Source organism: Rectinema subterraneum, from assembly GCA_009768935.1.
Lineage (GTDB): Bacteria > Spirochaetota > Spirochaetia > Treponematales > Rectinemataceae > Rectinema > Rectinema subterraneum.
Genome location: WESA01000004.1, coordinates 47,122 through 72,661 on the forward strand (window position 1 = coordinate 47,122; position 25,540 = coordinate 72,661).

Below are 25,540 nucleotides of genomic sequence, written 5' to 3' on the forward strand. Positions count from 1 at the left end.
TCGATCAAAATACAATGCGTATGCTAGGGCTGCTGCAATTTCAATCCGCACAGCCCGGTCAGTCCAGCTCCCAAGGCAAAGGCGCTCGGGCAAGGTCTGCGGCAATCCAGGAAGCTCCCGCTTTTCTGAGCTCTGCTTCCGGAAATGAGGATGTTATGCCCAGTACGCGTGCGCCTGCCCTTACGCCCGCAATGGTTCCGTTGACTGCATCTTCCACCACAAGGCATTCGGAAGGCAAAACGCCGAGCGCCTCTGCTGCTTTCAGATACATCTCGGGGTGGGGTTTTTTGTGAGCTACATCGCCGCCAGTGAGTAGCACGTCGAATTCATCCGGGCCAAGGCCCAGATATTCGAGGTTGATGAGTACCTTCACCCGATCGGCTGCGGAAGCGAGAGCTGTTTTGAGGCCATGGGCTCGACATTGGCGCACATAATCAACCGCTCCAGGAATCGCACGCATCCCTGCTGCATGGGCTTTGGCCAGCTTGCCATAAATCTCGTAAGTCCATGCCTTAGCTTTCTCGATGTCGATTGCGAGCCCGTATTTCTCGGCTACACCGCCGATATAGCGATTTTCGCCAGCGCCAACAAAGGGAACAAAATCTTCGTGGCGCACTGAAAGCCCATACCGCTCCTTGAACATCCGAACCGCGGATTCGGCGATGAGGCGCTCGGAGTCAACAAGCACCCCGTCCATATCGAAGAGGACTGCTTTGAAAATAATATCGCTCATTGCATAACCTTTCAGAGAAGAATCATCAGGCCGCCAGCTTCCTTCCATTTAATGTGGACAGCCTGCCACTAGGCAATTATCGGATTATATCTTCGGGATTTTCGTATTTGAGGTATTCCTCGCGCGTGGGGCTGAAGACTTCAACGACCACTGCATCTTCGAGGACCTCGACCTTGTGGAGCACATCCATAGGTATGCACCAGCTGTCACCGGGATCGAGCTCGCGCGCCTTGCCGTCAATAAACATTCGTATGCGCCCGGAAACCAGATATCCTGTCTGCTCATAGGGGTGCTGGTGCTCCGGAAGCAGCGCATCCTTATTGAGCCGAACTTCGACGAGCAGGGTGTGCGCCCCGTAGCAGAGCGTTTTGATATGATTGCCTGGTATAGGCTGGTGAAAACCGGCATCTGAATGTTTTCCGAACATCTAAAGCCTCCTGCGTCGAAATGCTCAATTCCGAGAACTACTCTAACGCATTTCAGGACGCCGCGCCAGCAATGGTGCTCTCACATTCCATGGCGCTTGGCACTGTACGCCATTGATTTGTCCTATGCTCGGATCGCACTGCCGCACTGGCCGCAGTCGCCACACTCGAATTGAATGGTTGTGTGCTTGATTTCAAAGTGGTCATGCAGCATATCCTTGATATGATCCATAATTTCAGCAGTTGCACTCAGGGGCTGGTCATCCAGCACGACGTGCGCGCTCAACACCCGATAGCCAGGCTCCAGCGCCCAGACATGCGCATCGTGCACGCCTTTCACGCCTTCGATTTCGGCAATCTCGCGGGCTACTTCCGCGCTGTCGGCATTTTCCGGCGACCCTTCATTCAGAATGTGGGTTGCTTCTTTCAGCACGCTGAAGGCACCGCGCAAAATGACAAGCGCAATGAGAATACCCGCAAGCGGATCGAGCCAGTACCAGCCGGTAAACAGGATTATCACGCCTGCTGCGATAACGCCGACCGACGACAGCGCATCCCCAAGCACATGCAGGAATGCGGCGCGCGCATTGAGGTCATCATGCGAATGCCCTTTGAGCACAAACGCAACGATGAGGTTCGCGACAAGCCCGATTATCGCCACAATGAGCATGGGGCCGGCAATAATGGGCTGCGGATGCGCAAATCGCCCAATCGCTTCACGAATGATCTCAAAGGAAACAATAAGCAGCGTTGCTCCATTAATAAACGCTGCCAGCACTTTCATGCGGTAAAATCCGAAACTGTGCTTGCCGGTCGCAGCCCGCTTCGACATGAGCACCGCGATGTAGCCAAGCCCAAGCGCAAAAATATCCAGAAACACATGCGCTGCATCTGAAAGCAGCGCAAGGCTTCCTGTAAGAATGCCGCCGACAACTTCCGCGATCAGCGTCGCAGACGTTATAAGAATAGAAGCGAGCAGCTTGCCGCCCGATTCCTCGACTTCGAGAGCTTCCGAAGAATGATCATGATGATGATCATGTGCATCCATTACCATGATAGAGACTCCTTCCAGAATTCAATTCTGCTTCAATTATGCAATCGCGCCGAATACTAAGCCAGCCAAGGTCGAAAGTGCTACCACAAGGCCAACATAGGTGAGCGTTTTCTTCCAGCCAATCTCGCCCGCGATGACAAGCATCGACGGCAGCGAAAGACTCGGGCCCGCGAGCAGCAACGCAAGCGCTGGCCCCTGGCCCATGCCCGCGCCGAGCAATCCCTGCACTATGGGAATTTCAGTCAGTGTCGCAAAATACATGAGCGCGCCCGCTGCCGATGCAAACAGATTCGCGAAGATCGAATTACCGCCCACAAGCCCTGCCACCCAGGAATTCGGGATGAGCGCTTCATGGCCCGGCCGCCCGAGCAGAAAACCCGCCACCAGCACACCGCCGAACAAAAGCGGCAAAATCTGCAGCGCAAAATCGCGCGTCGCAACGACCCAGGCCATCCGGTCATCCGCGTTGAACCACCGAATCACCGTATACGCCAGCACTACCGCAAAACCGCCCGTAATCCACCATTTTGCATGGTAAATCGCATCCCATACCGGGCTGCCGCCGCGCGAATTCGCCCAATTCGCAAACACGAGGATTCCGATCATGCTGGCCATGTAGATCGAAGTCTGACTGAGCGTTCGTGGTTTTTCGCCAAGCGGAGCTTTGAAAAGACGCGCATCCGCAGCCCGCTTTTCATCATCCTTTTTGAAGATTTGCGCCATGAGCCAGCCAATGACGACCGATAACAGAATCGCTGTCACCGTGCGCGCAATGCCCAGCTTGAGCCCGAACACTTTCGCCGAAAGCACAATAGCGAGGATGTTGATAGCGGGGCCGGAATACAAAAAGGCAATCGCAGGCCCGAGGCCTGCTCCTTTTTTGTAGATTCCCTTGAAAATCGGAAGAACTGTGCAGGAACAAACCGCTAGGATCGCTCCCGAAACCGAGGCAACTCCATATGCCGTAAGACGCTTCGCATCCGGTCCGAGATAGCGCATGACCGCTTGCTGGTTCAGGAAAACCGTAATCGCTCCTGCAATGAACATGGCCGGAATGAGGCAGAGAATGACGTGCTGCTGCGCATACTCCGAAAGCATCAGGAATGCTTCATTGATTGCGCCAGAAACGCGCGGCGCCTGAAATGGAATGAAATATGCTGCGAGAAACACGCCGAACAGCACAAGAAGCTTTTTATTGGGAGACCATTCTTTTACACTCATGACAGCAACGCCTTTATCTGATCTTTGGTGAGGACGCGGCCGACGACTTTGACCTCGTCATCGATTGCAAGCGCCGGGGTCATCAGGACGCCAAAGGCCATAATATCGTCCACTTCTTCGATTTTTTCAAACTCAGCCTGTATACCGAGCTCATTGACTGCCTCGCGGGCATGCTGCTCGAGCAGTCGGCATTTGGGGCACCCGGGCCCAAGAATCTGAATCTTCATGGTATATCCTGCAAAAAAGATCGCGATGCCGTACAGAAGGCTCGCGGGCGCGGGCAAAGTGCCTCTAGCATTTCACTCGCGCCATTGTTGCAATAATATGCAACATTTCATCGATAGTCAATATCTTGACAAAAGTTTTTCAACATTGCAACATTCGTAGTATGAAACAACTTGAACGCAGATATGAACGCAGAGCGGAAATTTTCAAAGCGCTCGCCAATCCTCTCCGGCTTGTCATGCTCGAAAAGCTCGCGGATAAACCATGGTGCGTCTGTGCGCTCGCTGATGAGCTTGGCGTGGACAAGTCCATCGTCTCCAAGTACCTGAGCCAGCTTAAATCGGCGGGACTCATAGAAGACACCCGAAAAGGTACGCTCGTGGAGTACAGGCTCGTCGCACCATGCATTCTGCAAGTCGCCTCCTGCGCCGAAGAGACCATCCAGGAGCAAAAGAAAAAACTGCTCAGCGAGGAATAAGCTGAGCAGTGAGTAATACGCGGCGCACGCCAGCCGGTGAGCATTACGTCCCGCGACAAACTCCCCGATTTTCCGTTATAATTCAGACATATGAGCCCCAACATATCTGCAGTCTATGTGCTCATCATTCTAGCCTTTGTCGGTATCGCATCAGGCAAATTCCCCCGCCTTGCAATGAATCGCGCAAGCATTGCGCTCACGGCAGCGGTTCTGCTTGTCGTTCTGGGCGGGCTGACCACACAAGAAGCCCTCGCCGTAGTGGATACGGAGACGCTTGCCCTCCTTCTGGCCATGATGATTATTGTGGCGAATCTGCGGGTGTCCGGTTTTTTTCTCATAGCAGGCGGGCGCGTGCTTTCGATTGCCCGCTCGCCGCGAATCCTGCTCGCGATTGTCGTCCTGGTTTCCGGAGTGCTTTCGGCACTCTTTTTGAATGATACGATCTGTCTTATGTTCACGCCGCTCGTCGCGGAAATGGCGCGGCGCTCAGGGCGAGATGGCAGGCCGTATCTCATTGCGCTTGCAACAAGCGCAAATGCCGGCTCATGCGCAACGTCGATCGGCAACCCGCAGAATATGCTCATCGCCTCGCAATCGGGCATTCCATTCGGGACATTCGTACTTGCACTCGGCCTGCCCTCTCTCATCGCGATGCTGCTCTCATACTGGATGACGGTGCTCATGTTTCCTTCGGAATTTCGCGCAAACACAATGCTTCGCCAGCCTGTGGACCGCGTAACAGCGGACGCCGAAGCAGGGCACGCCGAAGTAAGCCCATACCTTATGTATAAGAGTCTGGCAGCATCGGCGCTCCTTCTTGTACTGCTCCTTGCGGGCGTGCGCACAAGCCACGCTGCGCTGATTGCTGCGTCAATCTTGCTTATTACAAGGCGAGTCCATCCTGAACGCATATTCGCGGAAGTCGATTTCACGCTCCTCGTGCTCTTTTCGGGGCTTTTCGTGCTCACTGCCGCAGTTGCGCGCACCGATGCATTCGCCATGGCCATGCAATGGCTTACTCCGCACTTGCAGCGCCCTGGCGGGCTTTTTGCTGCTGCCATTGCGCTTGCCTCGAATCTTGTTTCCAATGTGCCAGCGGTCATGCTGCTGTCGCCGGCAGCCCGCGCAATGGCGAATCCTCAGCCTGCCTGGCTCATGCTCGCTATGGCGAGCACCTTTGCGGGGAACCTCACTTTGCTTGGCTCTGTGGCCAATCTTATCGTCGCGGAACAGGGCGAAAAATCGGGCATCCATATCGGGTTTGTGGATTATCTGAAAGTTGGCCTGCCAGTCACTTTGCTTTCGATTGCGGCGGGTACGCTGTGGCTGGGGATAATTCTTTGAGCCGTAGCAATAAAGGCGGCGAACACATTCCCCGCGCGGGCCGGGCTGCCGCGTGGACTCACAATGCCGTCTCGATACTCAGATATGCTGCGCATTCGCTTTTTGCAAAATATAGCAGGAGGGCTTATCATATGGATTTGAACGATACACTGAAAACTATTTTCTCGAGGAAAAGCGTACGGGCCTACGCAGAAGGCGCTGTCTCAAAGGAACAGCTCGAAATGCTTGTGCGTGCAGGGATGGCTGCCCCATCCGCGGTTGACCAGCGCCCATGGGAATTCGTTGTCGTAACCGAGCGCGCTACGCTGAATGCCCTGGCCTCGCGCCTTCCGTACGCAAAGATGGCAGCGCATGCTTCGGCTGCAATTGTCGTCTGCGGGGACCTGCGCAGGCAGTGGGGAGGACCGGATTCGGTGATGTGGGTGATTGACTGTTCGGCAGCTACCGAGAACGTCCTGCTCGCTGCGGAATCGGTCGGGCTTGGCGCGGTGTGGACTTCGGTTTATCCTTATCCGGAGCGTATTCGCCCTGTCAAGGAAATTCTAGGCTTGCACGACTACATCCAGCCGCTCGCTCTCATCCCTGTGGGGATCCCGCGAGGCGGGGAAAAAGCAAAAGACAAGTGGAATCCCGAGCGCCTGCACTGGGAGAAGTGGTGAATCGAGGTTATATGGTCAAAGTACTGTTTCTTTGCGTGCACAATTCAGCGCGCAGCCAGATGGCTGAAGCTTTTTGCAAGAAATATGGCGAGGGGAAGTTCGTCGCGGAAAGCGCCGGGCTCGAGCCGGGTAAGCTCAACCCCTATGTCGTTCGCGCAATGGCTGAAGTTGGCATCGATATTTCGAAGAATGCTACAAAGAGCGTCTTCGATTTTCATAATGAAGGGCGCACCTACAATGTCGTGGTGACGGTCTGCTCGAAAGAGGCGGCCGAGCGCTGCCCAATCTTCCCCGGGGTTCCGATTACCCTGCACTGGCCCTTCGATGACCCTTCTTCCTTCAAAGGCACTGATGAAGAAATCATGCAGAAAGTGCGCAGCGTGCGCGACGCGATCGAACAGAAGGTGAAAGAATTCATACAAGGGGTCTGACCCTTTTTTTTAAAAAGTTAAAAAAGGGGTCAGACCCCTAATTTAAATGTCTAGTAGTGAATCGCGCGCCCGAGCGCGGCTTTCGCCGCTTCCATGATCGCTTCGGAAACAGTCGGGTGGGCATGCACAAGTTCCGCGACATCCTCGACCGTGAGCTCGGCTTTCGAAGCCAGCAAAAGCTCGTGGATCGTGTCCGCCGCACCTTCGCCGACAATCGAAGCTCCAAGAATCGCCTTTGTGTCAGGATCGAACATAATTTTTACCTGCCCCTCTGGCGCCTCGGTGGCTACCGCGCGGCCATTGCCGCGGTACGGGAAACGCGCGACTTCGTGCCGGATGCCCTTTTCTTTCGCGCTGGCTTCTGACAGGCCAAACGAGGCAACTTCGGGCTCGCAGTAGACTGCGCTCGGTACATGGAGCCTGTCGACGGTGCGCTCGCGGGGGTTCGGTGTCCCCTTGAGGAGGTGCGCGACCCGCTCGGCGACGATTTCTCCGGCCTTTGATGCAGTGTGCGCAAGCTGGGGGTAGGTCGTGATATCGCCGACGGCGTAGATGCCGGCGCAGGATGTCTCGTGGTAATCGCCCGTGATAATGTAGCCTCGCTCCATGCGCACGCCGAGATTCTCGAGGCCGAGCCCTTCGGTATTGGTCGCGCGCCCAACTGAAACGAGCACCGCGTCGGCTTCAATATCGAGCGGGGCGCCCTGGGCATCAGTGAGATGGATGACTACGTGATCATCCTTGACCTCGGCGCCGCTTGCCCGCGCGCCGGTATACATCGTTACGCCGCGCGAGCGGAATTCTTTTTCGACAATTTTCGAAGCTTCCTCATCTTCGAGCGGAAGCACACGCGGCAGAAGCTCGGCAACCGTCACCTCGACCCCAAATGCGTTCAGCACATAGGCAAATTCCATGCCGATCGCGCCCGCACCGAGAATGAACATGCGTTTCGGCAGTTTGTCGCTCATAAGCATGCCCGTCGAAGAAAAAATCTTTTTTTCATCAAATGCAAAGCCGGGAATTGGCCTGGGCCTCGAGCCGGTCGCGAGGAGAATCGCTTTGGCCTTGAGCTGGACAGAGCCCCCTGGTGTCTCGACATCGACAGTGCTGGCACCCGAGAGCATCGCTTTCCCTTTTATAAGATCGACTTTGTTTTTCCTCAGGAGAAAATTGACTCCCTTCGAAAGTCTGTCTGCGGCGAGCCGCGAAGCTTTCCACACCAGCGAGTAGTCGAAATTGCTCAAGTCCACTTTCGCGCCAGTCTTTTCGAGCAGCGCTTTCCCCTGTGCGAAAAGCTGAGCATTATGGATCAGCGATTTCGAGGGAATGCAGCCGATATTGAGACACACACCGCCGACAAGATCCTTTTCGACCACCGCGGCCGAGAGGCCGAGCTGGGCAGCGCGGATCGCCGCCACGTAGCCGCCGGGGCCAGCACCGATAACGACAAAATCATATTGCTTCGATTCCACGTTGATACTCCTTTCCCATTATTTCTGGCATTCTAAAATCAAATGCCATTCCTTCAAAGTGGGCATTGAGCTCGTCGGCATACCTAGCCGAGACGCTGTCGCCGGCCTCGAGAGGCACTACCTGCACAATTTTGCCTTCCTGTACGCGCACTACCGCTTTTGCCCGGCCATTCGAAACCACGACTGAAAACGGCGGGCTGCGATCGATAATCCATCCTTTGCTGCCAAATTGCTTTCTATGCGCCTCGAATTCTTCGCACTCAACACAAAAATCGAACTCGCGTTCCAGATCTTCGGGATTCTTGAATACGCGGCGAGCTATTGTCTTTTCTTTATTCCAGAAATCAGCCAGTTCGATTGTTGCCGGCGCACTTCCAGCAAGCGTTCGCGAAAGGTGCAGCATAAGCTCTTCGATGCTCAGCGAAGACAAAAATCTGGAAAGATTGACTGGATGCCCGGGCACAGAAGCTATCGAGGAATCCTCAAATACCTTGATGCCCCCAAGCGAAGCCTTGAGCGCTGCGATATCGGCGGAAACGAGCAAGGTGCCGTGGTGCAGCACATTCCGCGTTCCAAAGCGCCGCGCAGTTCCAGAGATTTTCCCTTGGGTTTCCCCATCGCCCAAAGAAACAAAAATCCCGCCTCGGGCTCCGGGGCGGGCATATACACCAAGCGTGCCAATCGCACTGGCTACAGCTGCAAGCTCATCATCCTGCGAATGTATCGCTCGCGGAACTATAAGCGCCCAATTCAAATTGCCTTCATCATGATATACTGCCCCGCCCCCCGAAACGCGCCTGAAAACCGGTACCTTGCACAAAGGCGAGACCTCGCGCCAATAATTCTGGTTGCGGCCTATGATGACAGAAGGAGCATTTACATAGAAAAGAAGGAGCGCCTCTTCTCCTGCCCATGAATTCACAAGGCATTCTTCAAAGGAAATGATATCAAGGGGACTATCTGAAACAACTTTATATGATTGAGCAACGATTGACATAAAAAGAATATACAAAGAAAAAGTGGCAAAATCAAAAGGGCTGCCTGATCATCCAGGCAGCCCTTTGTTGGCTTGGTACGAGCAGGCTGATGCACGGCCGATTTGTTATCCGTTCGTACGCCCGCCAGCATATTGCTTTACAGTATTACTGCGCGACAAATCCCGCAGCTTCGAGTGATGCTTTGAGCTCGTCGAGAGTGGCCTTTACGGTGTTGAGCTGATCGCGTGCGCCAGCATAATCCTGAGAATCATTGGCGGCTTTGGCATCGCTGATGGACTTGCCGGCAGCCTCAACTCTGGCATTGATGTCTTTTACATTGAGCTTTGCTTTTGCGGCTTTCTTGGCATCCTTGGAAGCAGCCTGCGCAAGCGCCTGCACTGCTGCATACTGAGCATCGATATCGGTGATGAGCTGGGCAACTTCGCCCTTTACCTTGTCCATATTGGTGGCAGCAGCATCCTTCGCCTTCTTGCTTGCATCTGCAAAAGCTTTGATCAGATCATTGGCCTGCTTGTAGGACTTGCCAGAGGTCTTGGCATCCTGAGCAGCAAGCTCCGCATCGAGAGCGGCTTTGGCATCCTGAGCTGCCTTGAATTCATCCGGGGCATACACATCAGCCTTGGCGTTCTGGGCATCGGCAAATGCAGCATTCGCTGCATCGAGGTCCTTCTGAGCAAGCTTGGGCGCGCAAGAAAACAGCGTGAGCGCCACGAGCAATCCACCGATAACCTTTACCAGCTTCATACAATCCTCCAAAAAGAGACACAAAGCGCAGTGCTAGCACTCCATCGAAGCGCTGCATCTGCTCTCTGGTGCAGTATGTTAATACTATATGCGAAATATGTCAAGATATGCACTATATGCGCATATATATCGCAAATAATTACAACATAATATTATATTGCTAGATTTGGCTTATTTTGCGCAATTTGCAAGCTTTTATGCTCCTTGAGGATCAAATGCATCAGGAAAGCGGGATCTGCGATCCTCGATCACTCGTCCCTCGGGATGAAAGAGAGCCTCGATGGCGGCGGGCTCGGGCGCAAAAATGGCCTTGTAGGTTTGCGGCATGCAATATTTGGGCATTCTTTCGCAGCGCGCGTTGAGCAGGCTGCCCACATCCTTCGCGGAAAGTGAGGCGCAATCGGTCGTTCCAGAGGCAAATTTGAACGACCAGAGCGTGCCGTACATGGGAACGTACGTGAATGCGGATTTTACGCAAGAAAAAACTTTACGTAAGGTTTTCTCGATGCACGCATAGGCAGCAGGCCTGGCGATCGGCGATTCGCCGTGCATGGCGAACACCCCTTCAGCACCGCGCAGGATCCGCTTTACCTGCGCAAAGAATTCCCTGGTATAGAGCTTTTCGGACGGGCCGAAGGGGTCGGTCATGTCCATGATCACGACATCGAAGGATGTGTCGGGGCACTGTTCCACATACGCGCGCCCGTCCCCGACCACAATCTCAGCCCGCGGGTCGTCGAACGCGCCGGCACTAATTTCCGGCATATACTGCTTCGAGAATGAGATGACCGCCTCATCGAGCTCAACCATGACGGCGTTCCTGACGGTTCCGAAGGTGAGCACTTCGCGCAGCACTCCTCCGTCACCACCGCCGATGACCAGCACGCGCTGCGGATCGGGGTGCGAGAGCATTGCTGGGATGACCAGCGATTCATGATAGCGCTCCTCTCCCTTGAGTGCGACCTGGGTAATGCCGTCGAGGAGGAGCACCTTGCCGAATTCGGGGCTCTCGGCAAGCTCGATTGTCTGCCATGCGCTCCGCACGCGCACGAGAACCTTAGTGATATCGTAAAAGAAGCCGCAGTGGGGATTGAGGCGCTCGATTATCTTTTTCATGTGGCAGCTCCTGCGCACCAGCGTGGCTCAGAGCCTGCCAGAGCGCATGTTCAGGTTCCTGCACTCGAAGATTTCCTGGATTTCGTGCAAGAGGGCGCGCCTGATCCGTTCCTTTTCCTTGGGATCGAGGCTGGTCACCTCGTCGCCGAACAGAAAATCCTTGAGGCGAATCTCCTTCTTGCGCATTTTGGTATGGAAGTTGTTGTCCGACAGGATATTGATGTCATAGGTGATGTAGCGCTCGAGGATGTCCTGGTCGATGTAGTCCTGTATGGATGAAATGTCATGGTCGATAAAGACCTTGCGCCCCTTGTGGTCCCGTGTGAAGCCTCGCACGCGGTAATCAATGATGACCACCTCGGAATCGAAGCTCTCGATAAGGTAATTGAGGGCGGAAAGCGGGGAGATCATACCGCAGGTCGATATGTCGATGTCGACACGGAAGCTCGCAAGCCCCGTCAGGCGGTGGTATTCAGGATAGGTATGGATGGCGATATGGCTCTTGTCGAGATGGCCGATAACGAAGGGAGCAGGTCCTGTCTGCTCTTTGTCGGACTTGATGTGCTCATCCGCTACAGGTGATCCTTCGTTGATGAGTGCCACGACGCTAGCACCACGCGGATCGTAATCCTGCGTGGAGACGCTTACCAGCTTCGCGTTGATCATGCGCGTGACATTCTCGACGATCTCTTCTAGACGCTTGGAATTGTATTCTTCATCGACATATTCGAGATACTCAATCTGCGATTCCCGCGAGCGGGCATAACAGATGTCATAGATGTTGAAGCTGATCGATTTCGTCAGGTTGTTGAATCCCTCGAGCTTGAGCGTCTTCCCTTTTACCCGTCTGACCAATCCGCAGCTCCTTCCCAAGGATTGCCGCCTCGAGCCGTTGCCGGTACAAGCACAGCAGGCGTACAGTATACACGTTCGAGGCGCCAAGGTAAAGAATTGGGCCTATTCGCTCTCGGGAGGTAGAAGATGCGCTGCACGCGGGCTGTAGCGGAGCACGACGCGGTCGCTGGTCCGCCAGAAGCCGGCATTGACGGGGTCATGCGACACAGCAAGGATGGGGCGTTCATAGCCCGCGTCAATCTCGTATTCGACGGTCGCGCCAAGGTAGACAGTCTTGTCGATGACGCCCTGCGCAAAGGCCATCCGGCCTTCTGCCGCGGGCGCCGCCCCCGCGCTGCTCTCGACCGAGAGTGACTCCGGCCGCACCATCAGCAATGCTTTGCCTCCTTCGGCAACCCCAGACGCGGCGGAAGCCGCTTCGTACCGGCTGCCATCTGTGCCGCGCACGATGTTCTTCTCCTGCTCCAGGCGCTCGACCGTAACAGACAGGAGATTCACGCGCCCGATAAAATCGGCCACGAACCGGTTCGCGGGGCGGGAGTAGATCTCGAAGGGCGAGCCGACCTGCATCATCTGGCCTTTGCTCATGACCACGATGCGGTCCGACACGGTCATCGCCTCGGCCTGGTCGTGCGTCACGTACACGCTCGTGATCTTGAACGTCTGCTGGATGCGCCGGATTTCCACGCGCATCTGCTCGCGCAGCTTGGCATCGAGGTTCGAGAGCGGCTCGTCGAAGAGCAGGACACTCGGCCTGTTCACGATGGCACGCGCAAGGGCGACGCGCTGCTGCTGTCCGCCGGAGAGCTGGTCTGGCCTTCGGTGCGCCAGGTCCGCGATGCCCATCACTTCCATGATCTGCCGCACTTCGCGGGTGATTTCGGCCTTAGGACGCCCTTTGAGCTCGAGCCCGAATCCCACGTTCTGCTCGACCGACATGTGCGGGAAGATGGCGTAGCTCTGGAAGACCATCGACGTGTCGCGCTTGTTGGGCGGATCGTTGCTCACGTTCTTCCCGCCGATCCAGACCTCGCCTATCGTGGGCATCTCAAAGCCGGCGATCATGCGCAGGGTCGTTGTCTTGCCGCAGCCCGACGGGCCAAGCAGGGTGACGAACTCGCCATCCTGTATTTCGAGATTAAAATCCCTGACTGCGACCAGCTTTCCTCCTTCGCGCTCGGGATCAGCAAATTCTTTTGTTATATTGACTAATCGAACACTCATGTAAGCTCCTAGAAATGCAGCATGGCTCCGCCATATTTGCTGTACTGCGATTTCAGCGCCACGCGGATAAGCGAAATCGCCGCGGCGACGATCAGGACCAGAAGGAGACTGTACGCGGCCGCCGCCCCCAAATTCCCCGATTCGACCTGCGCCATGATATGCACTGTCATCAGGTTCCACCTGGACGAAACAAGGAAAATCGCCGCGCTCACCGCCGTCATCGCCCGCACAAAGGCGAACACGAGCCCCGAAAAGAATGCTGGCAATATCATCGGCAGAGTAATTCTGCTGAATGTCTTGCGCGAATCAGCGCCGAGGTTCACTGCAGCCTCTTCGATGGAAGGATCGATAGACGCGAGCAGCGCCTTGCCCGACTCGATGCCCACGGGAATGTACCTAAATACAAAGTTCAGAAGCAGGATCGCGAGCGTACCGGTGAGGGCAAGCGGCTTATGGTTGAACGCGAGGATGTAGCCGATGCCGATGACCGTACCTGGAACCGCAAAACTCAGCATGCTCACGCCCTCGACAAACTTCCGCCCTGGGAACTTCACGCGCACCACCAAAAATGCAATGACCATGCCCAAAAGCCCTGCAAACGGCGTCGCGATGCCTGCGATCATGAGCGTATCCCTGACCGCCTTGAACCCCACCCCGAACACGAACTTGAAGTGGTCGAGCGTGAGGTGGTGATCGAAGCCCCACACCTTCGCGAACGCCCCCACCACGATCGAAAAATAGATCAGCCCCACGACGAGCGCCACAAACAGACAGAAGACAAACAGCGCAATTCGCGCCCCCGGGCTCACGATCTGGGTTGTCGATTGCTGGGGCTTGCCGGTTACCGTCGTGTATTTCCGCCGGTTCACCAGCGCCCTCTGCGCATAGAAGAAAATGAGCGAAGGCACCAGCAGGAGCACCGAAATCGCCGCCCCCTTCGGGAGGTCGTACATCCCGACAATCTGCAGGTAGGCCTGTACCGACAAAATCGGGAACTTGCTCCCCGCCAGAATCAGCGGGTTTCCGAAATCAGCCAGCGTCTCAACAAAGAGCAAAAGCACCGAACTCGCAATCCCGGGAAAGGCGAGCGGCAGAGTCACCTTCGTGAACACCTTCCAGCGCGAGCCGCCCAGGTCCAGCGCCGCGTCCTCGAGCACAGGGTTCATCGATTCAAGAACACCCTTGAGCGTCAGGTACGCAACCGGGAAGAACGTGACTACCTGCGCAAGGAATAGCCCATTGAACCCGTAAATCGGAAAATTTTGAATTTTAAGCAGGTTCCACGTAATGAGCCCGTTGTTCCCGAACAGCATGATTATGGCGAGGGCGCCGATGAACGGTGGCGACACAATAGGTATAATCGCCAAAATATTGAAGAATTTCGAAAGCGGCACCTTCGCCCGCGTCACCGCGAACGCGAACAGAAAGCCGATCAGCGTACCGACAAGCGCGGTCAGCGTACTCATCATGAGACTGTTGTAGAAAGCTTTCCGCAAATATGCCGAGCGGATGACATCCCGGTAGACGCCAAGCCCCGTCTTTCCCCCGCCCACATCGAGGCTTGCCGCGCCCACCGATATCAGAGGATACAAAACAAAAACAATCAAGGATCCGGCGACAAGGAGAATCACTCCCAGGAGCACCGGATCCCGGGCGGCACGCCTGAGCTCGGCGGCCGCCTTCGAGATTCCATGAGCCATCAATATCTCACTTTGCGGTAAGGACTTCGTTCACCCAGCGCTCGACAAGCCTCTTTTTCTGCTCGCCAGCCCAAATCGCATCGACATCGATGGTTTTGAGCGACTCGAATGCCGGCATGCCCGCACCGAGCGGAACACCGGGTAGAACCGGGTAGAAGTAGGTTTTCTTTTCGGTATATACCGATTGTCCCTTCGTTGTGGTCAGCCAGTCGACAAGCGTCTGGGCCGCTTCAAGGTTTTTCGCACCCTTCAGGATGGAAACAGCGGGCGCTTCGAACCAGACTCCTTCCTTCGGGAAGATGACCTCGATGGGGAAGCCCTTATCGATCGCTTCGAAGAATGCAGGCGTGAACTGAATGCCAATTGCGCACTGGCCCAGCTGCACTGCTTTGGATGGCGCGGTTCCGGATGAGGTATAGGTCTGGACATTCGGCGACAGCTTTTTCATGTAATCGAAGGCCTTGTCCTCGCCCATCATCACGACGAGGGATGCAACGATGTTATAGGCGGTGCCGGAGGACTGCGGCGATGGCATCTGGATCTGTCCCTTGTAGGCGGGATTCAGGAGGTCGGCCCAGCTCGTCGGCTTGGGAGCGCCTATACGGGCGAGCACTTCCTTGTTCACCGCGAAGGCCATCGGATTCATGTAGAAACTGCGCCAGTAGCCGTCGGGATCCTTGAATTCCTTGCTGAGCTTGTCGAAATTCGGGCCCTTGTAGGGCACTGTCAGCTTCTCTTCTTTGGCGATGATGTGGTTTTCGCTGGGAGCGCCGAACCAGACATCGGCCTGAGGATTGGAAGCCTCGGCCTTGATTCTTGCATATGCCGGTCCAGAGGAAAGCTGGACGAACTGCACGGTAATGCCGGTATCAGCGGTAAATGCGTCGAAAATTTTCTTGGCGTTCACCTCATCCACGCTGGAATAGACAACAAGCGTCTGCCCAGGCTTTGCGAATGCTGGAACCGCGATCGCAATAATTGCCAGCATGTAGAGAATCATGCGCCTTGCTTTCATGAATGCACCTCCAAAAAAAAAGGATAGTTTACACAGTCATTGTATGCTTAAACTGAAAAATCCGCAACAAAAACAATATTCAAATTGTAATGATTGCAAGCTCCGCAATTGCCTTTCTGAATGGATCGATATCGCGAGGCTCGGGGACATGCAGCCTGTTTGTGAGAATGCTCAGGCTAAGATGCCGGTTACGGCTTACAAAAAGATAGGCGCCGGTAAAGCCGGTGTGTCCACAGCCTTGCGGATAGCGGGGCCCGAACTGAAAACCAAGTCCCCGTCCGTTGCCGTGGTCGGTTACCGCTTCTTCGAGCAAGTCGTCTGCAATGTAATTGGCATTGTCGACCCCGGCGTACAGGTTCCCCAGCCGGCAGAGGTCCCGCGCTGTAGTAAAAATGCCAGCATGACCCGCCACGCCATGAAAGAAATAGTGGCAGTTGCCATCGTTCGGAGCGCTGACAATTGGCTGGTCTATAGACCTCCAGCCGGAAAAATGAAGGCCAAGGTCTGCTACCATTTTCATTTCGATGCGGTTGCCGAATTCTGTTGCAGCATATGTGGAGTCTCCGCCGGCTTCGAAAGCGTTCCGCGCACTGGATGCATCCTTCAAATAGGCACAGCGCTCTAGGCCAAGCGGAACGCATACCAGCTTGGGAATTGCCTCATGCAGCGGCAAACCGCTCACCGTCTCCACAATGAACCCTGCAAGCATGAAATTGATGTCCGAATAGATCGTTGTGTGTTGCAGCGGAAAGCGAGCGAGCACTGTTTCAAAAATAGAGTCGAAGGCGCTGTAGGGCTCCCCTGCTGGACTGGCGGCAGGGTTCTCCACAGGACTCCCCGCAGGGCTCCCTGCAATGCTCCTGGCAGACGCTTTTATAGACTCCCGCGCCGCGTAGAACGGATACCAATAATGAATGCCGCTACTATGGGTAAGCAGGGCGCGTGTCGATACCTTTTCGAGCACATCGGCAACGCGCCGGTTGCTCCCTGACTCTTCCGCTCCAAGCAATACCGCAAGCTTGCCATCTGCAACAGTCACGAGCGGCGCATCCAGATCGAGCCTGCCCTCGCTTACTAGCTTTAAAATGGCGGTCGTTGTAAATAGCTTTGTAAGCGAGGCAATATCGAATTGCGTTGTGGCACTCATCGGCGCCTGCAGCTGAGCAGTTTTTATGGCAGATCCGAAGGCGCCTTCATACAGCACCTCACCTTCCTGCTCGAGGCGAATCACCGCGCCGGCAAACCATTGATGCTCAATTGCGTCGATAGTGAGCCTTTGAATTTCATTCGACATCGAGGAGACTGTACTGCGCATTGCTATGCCTCCTGCCGCTTGTACATGATGAGCTCCGTAATGCCATCCTTTGCAAAATCAGGTAGTGTCCCGACTACGGCATAGCCATGTTTTTTGTAAAAATGAATAGCCCGATCATTGAAATCTGAAACAAGCAAAAACCATGCGCGCCCAGCTCCTCTTGTTCTCTCTTCGAAGGCTGAAAGAAGCAGGGAGCCTGCGCCGGTGCTCCGCCTGCTCGCATCGATAGCGATGAGCTTGAGATAGGGAGCCTGACCGAAGCCGCCCTTTGTGTCGATCCAGGCAAAGCCGATGATGTCGCTGGGTGCGCCATTCGAGCTGGACGCAGATTCTATTGCACCCATATCCCGCGCCACCAAAACCACATCCCCTTCCTGCAGGCGCATCTGTATACGAGCTGCAAGCGTTTCTTCCACGAACCCATAGCGCTGGCCGATTTCGCTGTCGCATGCAATCCGGGCGCATTGCGCAATGTCGCCGGGGACAGCATCTTCAATTTTTATTTGCATGCGAATCGCCCTCTCTTGCATATAAATGACAAGCTACCATATGCCCCGCCCCAGCTTCGCGAAGAAGCGGGCGCTGAGCGTTGCAGATATCCATTGCAGAGGGGCATCGCTCAAAAAATGGACAGCCAACGCGTTCTTCGCTCGGAGAAGGGACATCGCCTTTGAGAAGAATGCGCGATCTTTGCCGTTCCCGAGGAGGATCCGGGATGGGGACTGCCGAGAGGAGGGCCTTTGTGTACGGATGCAATGGCTCATGATAGAGCATTTCGGATGGAGCAATCTCAGCAATGGTGCCGAGGTACATGACCACAATCCGACCGCAGAAATATTCCACTACAGCAAGATTATGTGCTATAAAGAGATAGGTAAGTCCAAGCTCTGCCTGCAGGTCCTTCATGAGATTGAGGATCTGCGACTGGATAGACACATCCAGCGCGCTTACCGGCTCATCGGCGATAACAAGCTTCGGCGAGAGCGCAAGAGCCCGCGCAATGCCTATGCGCTGACGCTGACCTCCGGAAAATTCATGCGGATAGCGGTGAGCAAAGGTCCGGGAGAGGCCTGCTTTGTCCATCAAATCCAACACTTTTTTGCGAATATCCGCTTCGCTCAGATTAAGAGAACCGCGCCGTACCTGAATTCTGAGCGGCTCAGCGATCGAATCGAATGCTGTCATGCGCGGATCGAGCGATGAATACGGGTCCTGGAACACCATCTGGAAATTGCGTCGTTCGGCATACAACTCGCTAGGAGGCAAAGCGCTCAGGTTTCTGCCTTCGAACAGTATCTGTCCGTTTGTAATACGCTGCAGCTGCGCAATTGCAAGCGCAGTTGTTGATTTTCCGCAGCCGGATTCGCCTACAAGACCTACGGCCTCGCCTTTCTGCACCAAAAAACTCACATCATCGACGGCTTTGAGCCAGCCAATGCGCTTTCGTATAACAATTCCTTTTTCTATTGGAAAATAAACCTTGAGGTTCTTTACTTCGAGCAAAGGTTGTATGGTATTCATCGGTGTACTCCGGGAACATTGTCTGCATGGAGCCAGCAGCGTACTGTTCGTTTGTTGCCAGATCCGTCATCCATTTCGATCTGAGGCGGATATGACTGCGAACAGATGGGCATGGCATGTTCGCAGCGCGGAGCAAAGGCACACCCAGGAGGCAAGTCAACGAGGTTGGGAGGTGCTCCAGGTATGGAATACAACCGTTCGCTCCACGCCCTGTCGATGCGCGGCACTGATGCAAGCAGGCCCTGTGTGTAAGGGTGCTTTGGCTCTCGGAAAAGCGGGTCTACCGAAGCCTGTTCGACAATTTTGCCTGCGTACATAACGGCTACGGTATCACACATGCCGGCGACGACCCCCAGATCATGCGTCACAAGAATAACCGACATGGTGCGCGTATCAGAAAGGCGACGTATAAGGTCCAGAATCTGAGCCTGAATCGTCACATCGAGGGCGGTGGTCGGCTCATCCGCGATAAGAAGGTCAGGATTGCAGCCAATTGCCATAGCGATCATGACGCGCTGGCGCATGCCACCTGAGAACTGATGCGGATATTCCTGAGCGCGGCGTTCAGCATCGGGAATGCCGACCGCTTTCAAAAGTTCCACTGCCTTCTTTTCAGCCTCTTTGCGCGAAAGTCCATGATGCAGTTCGAGCGCTTCCGCAATCTGCAATGATACGCGCAAAAGTGGATTGAGCGAGGTCATAGGGTCTTGGAAAATCATGGAAATACTGCCACCCCGCACCATCTGCAGCTCATGCTCGTTTGCGGCAAGGAGGTTCTTTCCATAGAGCATAATTTCCCCCTCGGCGATCTGCCCCGGAGGCATGGGTATAAGGCGCAGTATCGAGAGGTTGGTGACGCTCTTGCCCGAACCCGATTCCCCGACAATGCCAAAAATCTCTCCTTTGCGCACATCGAAGGACACGCCATCCACTGCTTTGACTGTTCCTGAGGAAGTCATAAAGCGGGTGCTGAGATTGCGGACGCTGAGTACTGGTTCTGTTCCGATAATCATGCGCTCCCCCTACTTTATGTTCCGAAGGCGCGGATCGAGGATGTCGCGCAATCCATCGCCGAGCAGATTGAATCCAAGCACGAGGCCCATAATCGCAAGCCCAGGATAGATGGCCGTCCACGGCGCCAGCATCATTACTTTGCGTGCGCTGCTCAGCATATTCCCCCATGATGGATGCGGCGGCTGCACGCCAAGCCCAAGAAAACTGAGCGCTGATTCGAGCAGAATGGCGACGCTCAGCGAAAGCGAACTCTGCACGATGATAGGCATCATGATATTCGGCAAAAGATGACGTGAAAGCACAAAACGTCGGTCTGCGCCGCTCGAAAAAGCAGCCCTTACAAATTCATTGTTTTTGATGGCGAGCACAGCTCCGCGGCTCACCCGCGCGAATTGCGGGATGTATACAATGGAAATCGCAATTATCACGTTATAGGTATTTTCGCCGAGAATCGCCATCACAAAAATAGCAAGCAGCAGTGAAGGGAAAGAAAAGAGGACATCGGCGAGCCTCATGATCCAGTGATCCCACGCGCCGCCGAGAAATCCCGCCCATACACCCATAAACGTGCCGATGGTCGCGCCTATCGCCGTTGCCAATACCGCTATCAGGAGCGATATGCCCGTGCCTTTCATGATTCTACTCAGAATGTCGCGCCCGAATTCGTCTGTACCGAACAGATGCCCCGTCCTGAACGATGGAGATTCGAGAATATGCGCAACATCCATCTGCAAGGGGTCGAAAGGCAGCCAGAACTGAGAAATAATCACTATGAGCGTATACAGAGCGATGATTGCAAGGCCAACAAGTGCAATAGGATTTTTCAAAAGCCGCGCCATATGTCAGCCCTCCCTCGTCTCGAGACGAATCCGGGGATCCACTGCAGCATAGATGAGATCAGTGACCAGATTGACAAGAACAAAAAGCGTGGCAATGACGAGAACAATACCCTGTATCAGCGAATAATCCCTCTGGTAGATCGCATAGAGCGCAAGGCGCCCCATGCCTGGCAAGGCGAACACTTCTTCTATGACGATTGCGCCGCCAAGAAGATAGCCCGTATTGAAGCCGGCTACCGTAATCACCGGGAGAATCGCATTTCTGAGGGCATGCCGAACAATCACAATACGCTTGGCCAGCCCTTTTGCCTGCGCAGTCCTTATATAGTCCATCTGGAGCACTTCGAGCATGCTGTTGCGCGTGTAGCGCATGATAACCGCTGCCAACCCAATACCGATGGCAAGCGACGGGAAAAAGAGCATGCGCAAATTATCGAGCGGCGCCTTGAAAAGGCCGACATAGTTGCCCATAGGAATCCAGCCGCGAAATCCGGAAAACGCGATCACCATGAGCGATGCGAGCCAAAATTGCGGCAAAGAAAGACCCAAAAGACCCGTAATGCGAATCGACACATCGGTAACGGGATCATGCTTCAGCGCGGAGAGAATGCCGAGCGGGATCCCTATAATCAGCGAAAGAAAAAGTGCATAGAATGTCAGTTCTATACTTAAGGGAAGCCTCTGCAGGATATCGGGCAGAACTTCACGTCCAGTGCGAAGAGAATACCCCAAGTCACCCCGCAACAATCGTCCCAGCCATTCGACATAGAGCACAGGGACCGGCCTGTCCTCCCCAAAAATGCGGCGCAATTCTTCCATTTGTTCGGGAGTTGCTTCGACCTGTGTACCCAAATACATCTGCAGTGCCGAGCCTGGTATCAATCGCACAAGAAAAAACACAATTATGGAAACTCCAAGCAGTACAGGTATGAGCGAAAGCAGTCTTCTGAAAATATAGCGACCCATCAGTATTCATCCTTGCAAGATATGAAAGAATCGCCGGCATTGCCGGCGATTCTTATGAGCCGTAATGCTCACGGTCTAATGCAATTAGCCTATTTCTGCGTCTGGATCAGATAATAGAGACTCCCATAGCCTACCTGCTTGAATCCTTTGACTTGCTTGCTCAGAACATGTGTTTCGAATGGGCAATAGAGGAAAATGATAGGTGCTTTTTCAGCAAGGACCACCTGCAGCTCATCATAAACCGGTTTGCGCTCGGCATACGTGGTAAGCACTCGCCCTTTGTCCAGCAGGCGGTCCACATCGGCATCCTTGAAGAGGAAGTTATTGACGCCACCTGTTGAATGGATTGTGCGATACAGGAAGCGGTCGGGCTCACCACTACCGCCGCGCAGCTCGACCATCGAATCAAAGTCGCGCTTGACCCAGCGATCGATATAAATGCCCCATTCAACGACTTCAAGCTCGGCGTTCACACCAATTTTCTTGAGCTGATTCTGGATAACCTGGGCAACCGAAAGACCGCCTTCGAAAGAATTGGCGGTCACAATCTTGAATGTAAAGCCATTCGGGAAACCGGCTTCAGCAAGCAGCGCTTTTGCTTTTGCATAATCCGGAGTGTAATAGGGAAGTTTGCTGAGCGGCAAAGCCCATTGCGTTGCACCGGCAGGAATGGGGCCGGTCGGCTGTGCCATACCAAATTCCGCCACTGTTACAATTTCATTGCGGTCAATTGCGAGCGAAAGAGCCTGGCGCACGCGCGCATCATCGAAAGGCTTACGCGTCGTGTTGAAGCCAAAAGTCCGCACATTGATGCCCGGTTTCTGCATGACGACGATATTGCTGTCTCGCTTTGCAAGCAGAATGGTGCTCGCATCGTTAATCTGCGCCATATCGAGCGTACCAGCCTTGATCCCTGCAAGCAGCGAAGCCTGTTCCGGAATGACACGGAAAATGATCTTGTCGAGATATGGCAATCCTTTTTCGAAGTAATTTGGATTCTTGACAAGCGTCATGGAATTGTCAGGTATCCATTCCTTGAGCATGAAAGCGCCGGTTCCAACGGCTACTTTCTGAAGGTTCCCATATTTTTCGACCGCTGCCTTGGACACAATCGCGCAATTGTTGCTCGCAAGACCTTCAAGGAAGGAAGCGAGCGGCGCGGACAGAGTTACCTTGACCTTGTAAGGCCCGAGCACTTCGATCGATTTGATGCTAGAAATGTAGGATCGCCCCGGAGATGCAGTCTTGGGGTCCAGAATGCGATTGAGCGAAAATTCCACATCCTGAGCGGTCAATTCGGTACCATCGTGGAATTTGACGCCCTTTCGCAGATTGAAGATGTAGGTTTGGTTGTCGGGAATCTCCCACGATTCAGCAAGGTCTGGGACAATCTTGAGATTTTCGTCATGGCGAACCAGCTTGTTGTACAGCAGATCCACACGGCGATGGGAAGAGAATGAGGTGACAATATGCGGATCCAAGCCGATCGCCTCCTGATCCACACCAATCGTGAGCACCTTTTCTTCACCCGCGGCGAATACTGCAGGGACTATGCCCGCCACCATTGCCAGGGCGAGCCCAATGGCCAGTAATCGTTTCATACACGCCTCCCAAAAATGAATAACATTTTCGAAAAAATATTTTAATACAAATGCTGGGAGCGCGCCAGTGGCAATATGCAATAAATATACAATTTTCTTACAGTGTGAGAGAGCCCAGAATGACTTCGTGCGAAGCGCCCGTCACCGCAGGGAGATTCGAGGGGTGCCCCATGAGCGCTTCGTGTCCCAAAACGGCGAATGCAATTGCCTCGCGCGCGAGTACGGGAATGCCATAGTCGGCCGTAGTCCTCAGCGTAGCATGAGCTGGCAGCCGCTCGCGAATCATCGCCATAAGGCTAGGATTGAGAGCGCCGCCGCCGCCGACAATCACATCATCGATTGGCACCAGAGGAAAGACAAAATCCCGGTATGCCCGAACAATGGTCTCTGCAGTGAACGCGGTTGCTGTCGCTATGATGTCGGCATCAGAGAGCCCCAAAGCCCTACCGCGCACTGCAAATCTTGCTGCAAATTCTGCTCCGTACACTTCGCGGCCGGTACTCTTCGGCGGCTTGCGCGAAAAATACGGGTCTTCCAGCAGCGGCTCGAGAAGCTCATGGCTCACACGCCCACGAGCAGCAAGCAGTCCATCCTTGTCATACGCAAGCGCGCCATTGCTGAATCGCTTCGCAAGCTCATCCATCACCATATTTCCGGGACCGGTATCAAAAGCGAACACTGCTTCGTTGCCTGCGCCAGCCGGTATAACCGTCGCATTCCCGATGCCCCCGATATTCTGGACAATACGCCCCCTCTCTAAGCTTCCAAAAAGGAGCGCGTCTACAAAGGGAGCCAGCGGTGCACCCTCCCCTCCTGCTGCCATATCGCGCGACCGAAAATCATAGATGACAGGAATACCAGTGCGCTCATGCAAAAGCGGCGCAGAACCGATCTGCAGTGTCCCGCGAGCAGCAACTGACTGCCCTGATGGTCCCGGAAATGCTCGGGGCACGGGGGCATGCCACACCGTCTGGCCATGAAGACAGATTGCATACACATCCTGAGCCTTTCGGCCAGCCATACCAAGAAGCCCTTCCACCGCGCCTGCATACCATTCGGCGAGCGCGGCGTGAGCATAGACAAGCTCATCAATGCGAGCCGTCTCGGGCGAACAAAGTGCAAGCAGCCGCTTTTGCAGTTCCTGAGAGTATGGCAGAGAATAGTGCCCTTCCATCGCGAGCGACGCGATATGGCCGCGCTCATCAGTTATAATGCGCACAAGCACCGCATCGATGCCGTCAAAGGAGGTGCCGGACATAATGCCTATAAGAGCGCGCTCGTGCCTTGATTGATATGCTGATAGACGAAACAAAGAGCTTGCTGTTTTTTCTGATTCCATAGATAGGCCGCCTTATGGTGCATCATACTGTCCTTGCCGCCTTTCCGCAATAAAGACATCCAAAGTGTAGCAAGGTTCGCTGCCCTATGGACATTGTGCGAAAAAAATAGTACATTTTTGTTCAGAGAGATTGAAGAGACAACGTTACCGCACCTTTTCCGTAGCTGATCGTTCAAGTTCCTGCCGAAAAGTTCCTGCCAGACCGAGTATCCGAAAGCTTTCCAGATCATCAGGCGTTTTGCGTTCTGAATGATCGTCATCCGCTGCAGGCGGGTGCATGTTATTGAAATCCGGAATGTGCCGGGTCCCATCGAGGACACACCGCACAAGATTCCGGAAAAAAGGATGCCACAATGGGCAAGAAACTGTATGTAGGAAATCTTAGCTACAACACCACGGAAGATTCGCTGAAAGAGCGCTTCGAAGCATTTGGCCACGTTGAGTCAGTGCGTATTATCACCGACCGCGATACCGGCAGCTCGAAAGGCTTTGGCTTTATCGAAATGGGCACCGATGCTGAGGCGCAGGCAGCAATCGCCAGCACAAACGGCCAGGAAGTCGATGGCCGCATGCTCAAAGTGAACGAAGCCATGGACAAACCTCGCGATGATCGCAGCCGGGACAATCGCCGCCGCGGCTCCTATTCGTACTGATATTACTCGCGAATAGCCGACGCCAGCCGGACATCGTGCCGGCCAGGCGCTGAACGAAAACCGGTCGCCTGCACCTCCATGCACTGCGGCCGGTTTTTTTATGGCGGCGCAACTGCCGCTGAGGTACAGGCGCTATCGCGGAACGCCTGACACCACCAGATCCGCTCACAAGGGGGCCCGCTGAATGAAACCGAATTACTCCTACGAAAAACGCCAGAAAGAACTTGCCCGTCAACGCAAAAAAGAAGAAAAACTACAAAAGAAGGCCGAAAAAAAGGCCATAAAAGAGGCCGGTTCCGACTCCAGTGTTGAGCCCCCGGCCTAAAACGAATGACGCCTAATCGATAGGCCGATGCCGCCATTCCATTCAAAAAATATTCAATTTGTGTCAGCAATCCTTGCTTTTTTTATCGAATGCCCCTAAAATAAAAATGATATTTTAGATGACGGGTGGCTGTCTGCGTGTTCGTGGTGTTCATGTACGCCGCACCGAGGACTCTGCTGCTCCTGATTCATGAATGCCCGCCAAACACTCTCTTTCGCGCTGTGCTGGCAAAAAAAATTGTGCATCAAGCCCGAATTTTCCTCAAAGCCGCCC

The 25,540-nt window shown here is 54.4% G+C and carries 27 protein-coding genes; 6 read left to right on the forward strand and 21 right to left on the reverse strand.

Annotated features, from left to right (window positions below):
• Window positions 1-58 precede the first annotated feature (58 nt).
• The 5 genes from GAP13_RS02315 to GAP13_RS02335 form a co-directional block, all read right to left on the reverse strand.
• A complete protein-coding gene (locus tag GAP13_RS02315; RefSeq protein ID WP_158905779.1) occupies window positions 59-733 on the reverse strand; it encodes an HAD family hydrolase in 675 nt (224 codons plus the stop codon).
• 76 nt (window positions 734-809) lie between these two features.
• A complete protein-coding gene (locus GAP13_RS02320) occupies window positions 810-1,160 on the reverse strand; it encodes a cupin domain-containing protein (RefSeq protein WP_158905781.1) in 351 nt (116 codons plus the stop codon).
• A gap of 122 nt (window positions 1,161-1,282) precedes the next feature.
• Window positions 1,283-2,212 (reverse strand): cation diffusion facilitator family transporter, encoded by a 930-nt coding sequence (locus GAP13_RS02325; protein ID WP_158905783.1) that lies wholly within the window; start codon window positions 2,210-2,212, stop codon window positions 1,283-1,285.
• A gap of 36 nt (window positions 2,213-2,248) precedes the next feature.
• Window positions 2,249-3,433: a permease gene (locus GAP13_RS02330; protein ID WP_158905785.1), complete on the reverse strand. Its 1,185-nt coding sequence runs from the start codon at window positions 3,431-3,433 to the stop codon at window positions 2,249-2,251.
• Entirely contained in the window at window positions 3,430-3,660 is a 231-nt protein-coding gene (locus tag GAP13_RS02335; protein WP_158905787.1) for a thioredoxin family protein, read from the reverse strand. Before GAP13_RS02335 ends, GAP13_RS02330 begins: the two co-directional genes overlap by 4 nt.
• A 161-nt stretch (window positions 3,661-3,821) precedes the next feature.
• Here GAP13_RS02335 and GAP13_RS02340 point away from each other — a divergent pair, with 161 nt between their 5' ends.
• The 4 genes from GAP13_RS02340 to GAP13_RS02355 all read left to right on the forward strand — a co-directional run bounded on the left by GAP13_RS02340 (window position 3,822) and on the right by GAP13_RS02355 (window position 6,570).
• Window positions 3,822-4,136, forward strand: a complete 315-nt coding sequence (locus tag GAP13_RS02340; RefSeq protein WP_158905789.1) for an ArsR/SmtB family transcription factor — start codon at window positions 3,822-3,824, stop codon at window positions 4,134-4,136.
• Window positions 4,137-4,226: 90 nt separating this feature from the next.
• Window positions 4,227-5,480, forward strand: coding sequence for an anion transporter (locus GAP13_RS02345; RefSeq protein WP_158905791.1), 1,254 nt, complete (start codon window positions 4,227-4,229; stop codon window positions 5,478-5,480).
• Window positions 5,481-5,611: 131 nt separating this feature from the next.
• Complete coding sequence (locus GAP13_RS02350) at window positions 5,612-6,139, forward strand: nitroreductase family protein (protein WP_158905793.1); 528 nt, start codon at window positions 5,612-5,614, stop codon at window positions 6,137-6,139.
• Window positions 6,136-6,570 (forward strand): arsenate reductase ArsC, encoded by a 435-nt coding sequence (locus tag GAP13_RS02355; RefSeq protein WP_241864271.1) that lies wholly within the window; start codon window positions 6,136-6,138, stop codon window positions 6,568-6,570. The genes GAP13_RS02350 and GAP13_RS02355 overlap by 4 nt, the downstream gene beginning before the upstream one ends.
• 50 nt (window positions 6,571-6,620) lie before the next feature.
• On the opposite strand, the gene lpdA is transcribed toward GAP13_RS02355, so the two are convergent.
• The 16 genes from lpdA to GAP13_RS02435 all read right to left on the reverse strand — a co-directional run bounded on the left by lpdA (window position 6,621) and on the right by GAP13_RS02435 (window position 24,289).
• Window positions 6,621-8,042: a dihydrolipoyl dehydrogenase gene (gene lpdA / locus GAP13_RS02360; RefSeq protein ID WP_158905795.1), complete on the reverse strand. Its 1,422-nt coding sequence runs from the start codon at window positions 8,040-8,042 to the stop codon at window positions 6,621-6,623.
• A complete protein-coding gene (locus tag GAP13_RS02365; protein WP_158905797.1) occupies window positions 8,023-9,039 on the reverse strand; it encodes a lipoate--protein ligase family protein in 1,017 nt (338 codons plus the stop codon). Before GAP13_RS02365 ends, lpdA begins: the two co-directional genes overlap by 20 nt.
• 145 nt (window positions 9,040-9,184) lie before the next feature.
• Window positions 9,185-9,784: a hypothetical protein gene (locus tag GAP13_RS02370; RefSeq protein ID WP_158905799.1), complete on the reverse strand. Its 600-nt coding sequence runs from the start codon at window positions 9,782-9,784 to the stop codon at window positions 9,185-9,187.
• A 195-nt stretch (window positions 9,785-9,979) separates the two neighbouring features.
• Window positions 9,980-10,900 carry a polyamine aminopropyltransferase gene (speE, locus tag GAP13_RS02375; protein ID WP_158905801.1) on the reverse strand — a complete coding sequence of 307 codons (921 nt, stop codon included), beginning with the start codon at window positions 10,898-10,900 and terminating at the stop codon, window positions 9,980-9,982.
• A 27-nt stretch (window positions 10,901-10,927) separates the two neighbouring features.
• Entirely contained in the window at window positions 10,928-11,755 is an 828-nt protein-coding gene (speD, locus tag GAP13_RS02380) for an adenosylmethionine decarboxylase (protein ID WP_158905803.1), read from the reverse strand.
• 102 nt (window positions 11,756-11,857) lie between these two features.
• Window positions 11,858-12,979 carry an ABC transporter ATP-binding protein gene (locus GAP13_RS02385; RefSeq protein ID WP_158905804.1) on the reverse strand — a complete coding sequence of 374 codons (1,122 nt, stop codon included), beginning with the start codon at window positions 12,977-12,979 and terminating at the stop codon, window positions 11,858-11,860.
• Window positions 12,980-12,987: 8 nt separating this feature from the next.
• Window positions 12,988-14,679, reverse strand: a complete 1,692-nt coding sequence (locus GAP13_RS02390; protein WP_158905806.1) for an ABC transporter permease — start codon at window positions 14,677-14,679, stop codon at window positions 12,988-12,990.
• Between the two features lie 7 nt (window positions 14,680-14,686).
• Window positions 14,687-15,694 carry an ABC transporter substrate-binding protein gene (locus GAP13_RS02395; RefSeq protein WP_222126125.1) on the reverse strand — a complete coding sequence of 336 codons (1,008 nt, stop codon included), beginning with the start codon at window positions 15,692-15,694 and terminating at the stop codon, window positions 14,687-14,689.
• 79 nt (window positions 15,695-15,773) lie between these two features.
• Window positions 15,774-17,009 carry a serine hydrolase domain-containing protein gene (locus tag GAP13_RS02400; RefSeq protein ID WP_158905808.1) on the reverse strand — a complete coding sequence of 412 codons (1,236 nt, stop codon included), beginning with the start codon at window positions 17,007-17,009 and terminating at the stop codon, window positions 15,774-15,776.
• A gap of 2 nt (window positions 17,010-17,011) precedes the next feature.
• Window positions 17,012-17,518, reverse strand: a complete 507-nt coding sequence (locus GAP13_RS02405; RefSeq protein ID WP_158905810.1) for a GNAT family N-acetyltransferase — start codon at window positions 17,516-17,518, stop codon at window positions 17,012-17,014.
• A complete protein-coding gene (locus GAP13_RS02410; protein ID WP_158905812.1) occupies window positions 17,502-18,530 on the reverse strand; it encodes an ABC transporter ATP-binding protein in 1,029 nt (342 codons plus the stop codon). Before GAP13_RS02410 ends, GAP13_RS02405 begins: the two co-directional genes overlap by 17 nt.
• Window positions 18,527-19,543 (reverse strand): ABC transporter ATP-binding protein, encoded by a 1,017-nt coding sequence (locus GAP13_RS02415; RefSeq protein ID WP_158905814.1) that lies wholly within the window; start codon window positions 19,541-19,543, stop codon window positions 18,527-18,529. Before GAP13_RS02415 ends, GAP13_RS02410 begins: the two co-directional genes overlap by 4 nt.
• A 9-nt stretch (window positions 19,544-19,552) precedes the next feature.
• Window positions 19,553-20,383, reverse strand: coding sequence for an ABC transporter permease (locus GAP13_RS02420; protein WP_158905816.1), 831 nt, complete (start codon window positions 20,381-20,383; stop codon window positions 19,553-19,555).
• 3 nt (window positions 20,384-20,386) lie between these two features.
• Window positions 20,387-21,349, reverse strand: a complete 963-nt coding sequence (locus GAP13_RS02425) for an ABC transporter permease (protein ID WP_158905818.1) — start codon at window positions 21,347-21,349, stop codon at window positions 20,387-20,389.
• An 89-nt stretch (window positions 21,350-21,438) separates the two neighbouring features.
• Entirely contained in the window at window positions 21,439-22,950 is a 1,512-nt protein-coding gene (locus GAP13_RS02430; protein ID WP_158905820.1) for an ABC transporter substrate-binding protein, read from the reverse strand.
• 97 nt (window positions 22,951-23,047) lie between these two features.
• Window positions 23,048-24,289, reverse strand: coding sequence for an anhydro-N-acetylmuramic acid kinase (locus tag GAP13_RS02435; protein ID WP_158905822.1), 1,242 nt, complete (start codon window positions 24,287-24,289; stop codon window positions 23,048-23,050).
• A gap of 353 nt (window positions 24,290-24,642) precedes the next feature.
• Between GAP13_RS02435 and rbp the strand changes: the two genes are divergently transcribed.
• Both rbp and GAP13_RS13010 read left to right on the forward strand, forming a co-directional pair.
• The gene (gene rbp / locus GAP13_RS02440; protein WP_158905824.1) at window positions 24,643-24,942 is read left to right on the forward strand and encodes an RNA-binding regulator; all 300 of its coding nucleotides are present in this window, start codon (window positions 24,643-24,645) and stop codon (window positions 24,940-24,942) included.
• Window positions 24,943-25,126: 184 nt separating this feature from the next.
• Window positions 25,127-25,267, forward strand: a complete 141-nt coding sequence (locus GAP13_RS13010; protein WP_186338812.1) for a hypothetical protein — start codon at window positions 25,127-25,129, stop codon at window positions 25,265-25,267.
• Window positions 25,268-25,540 lie beyond the last annotated feature (273 nt).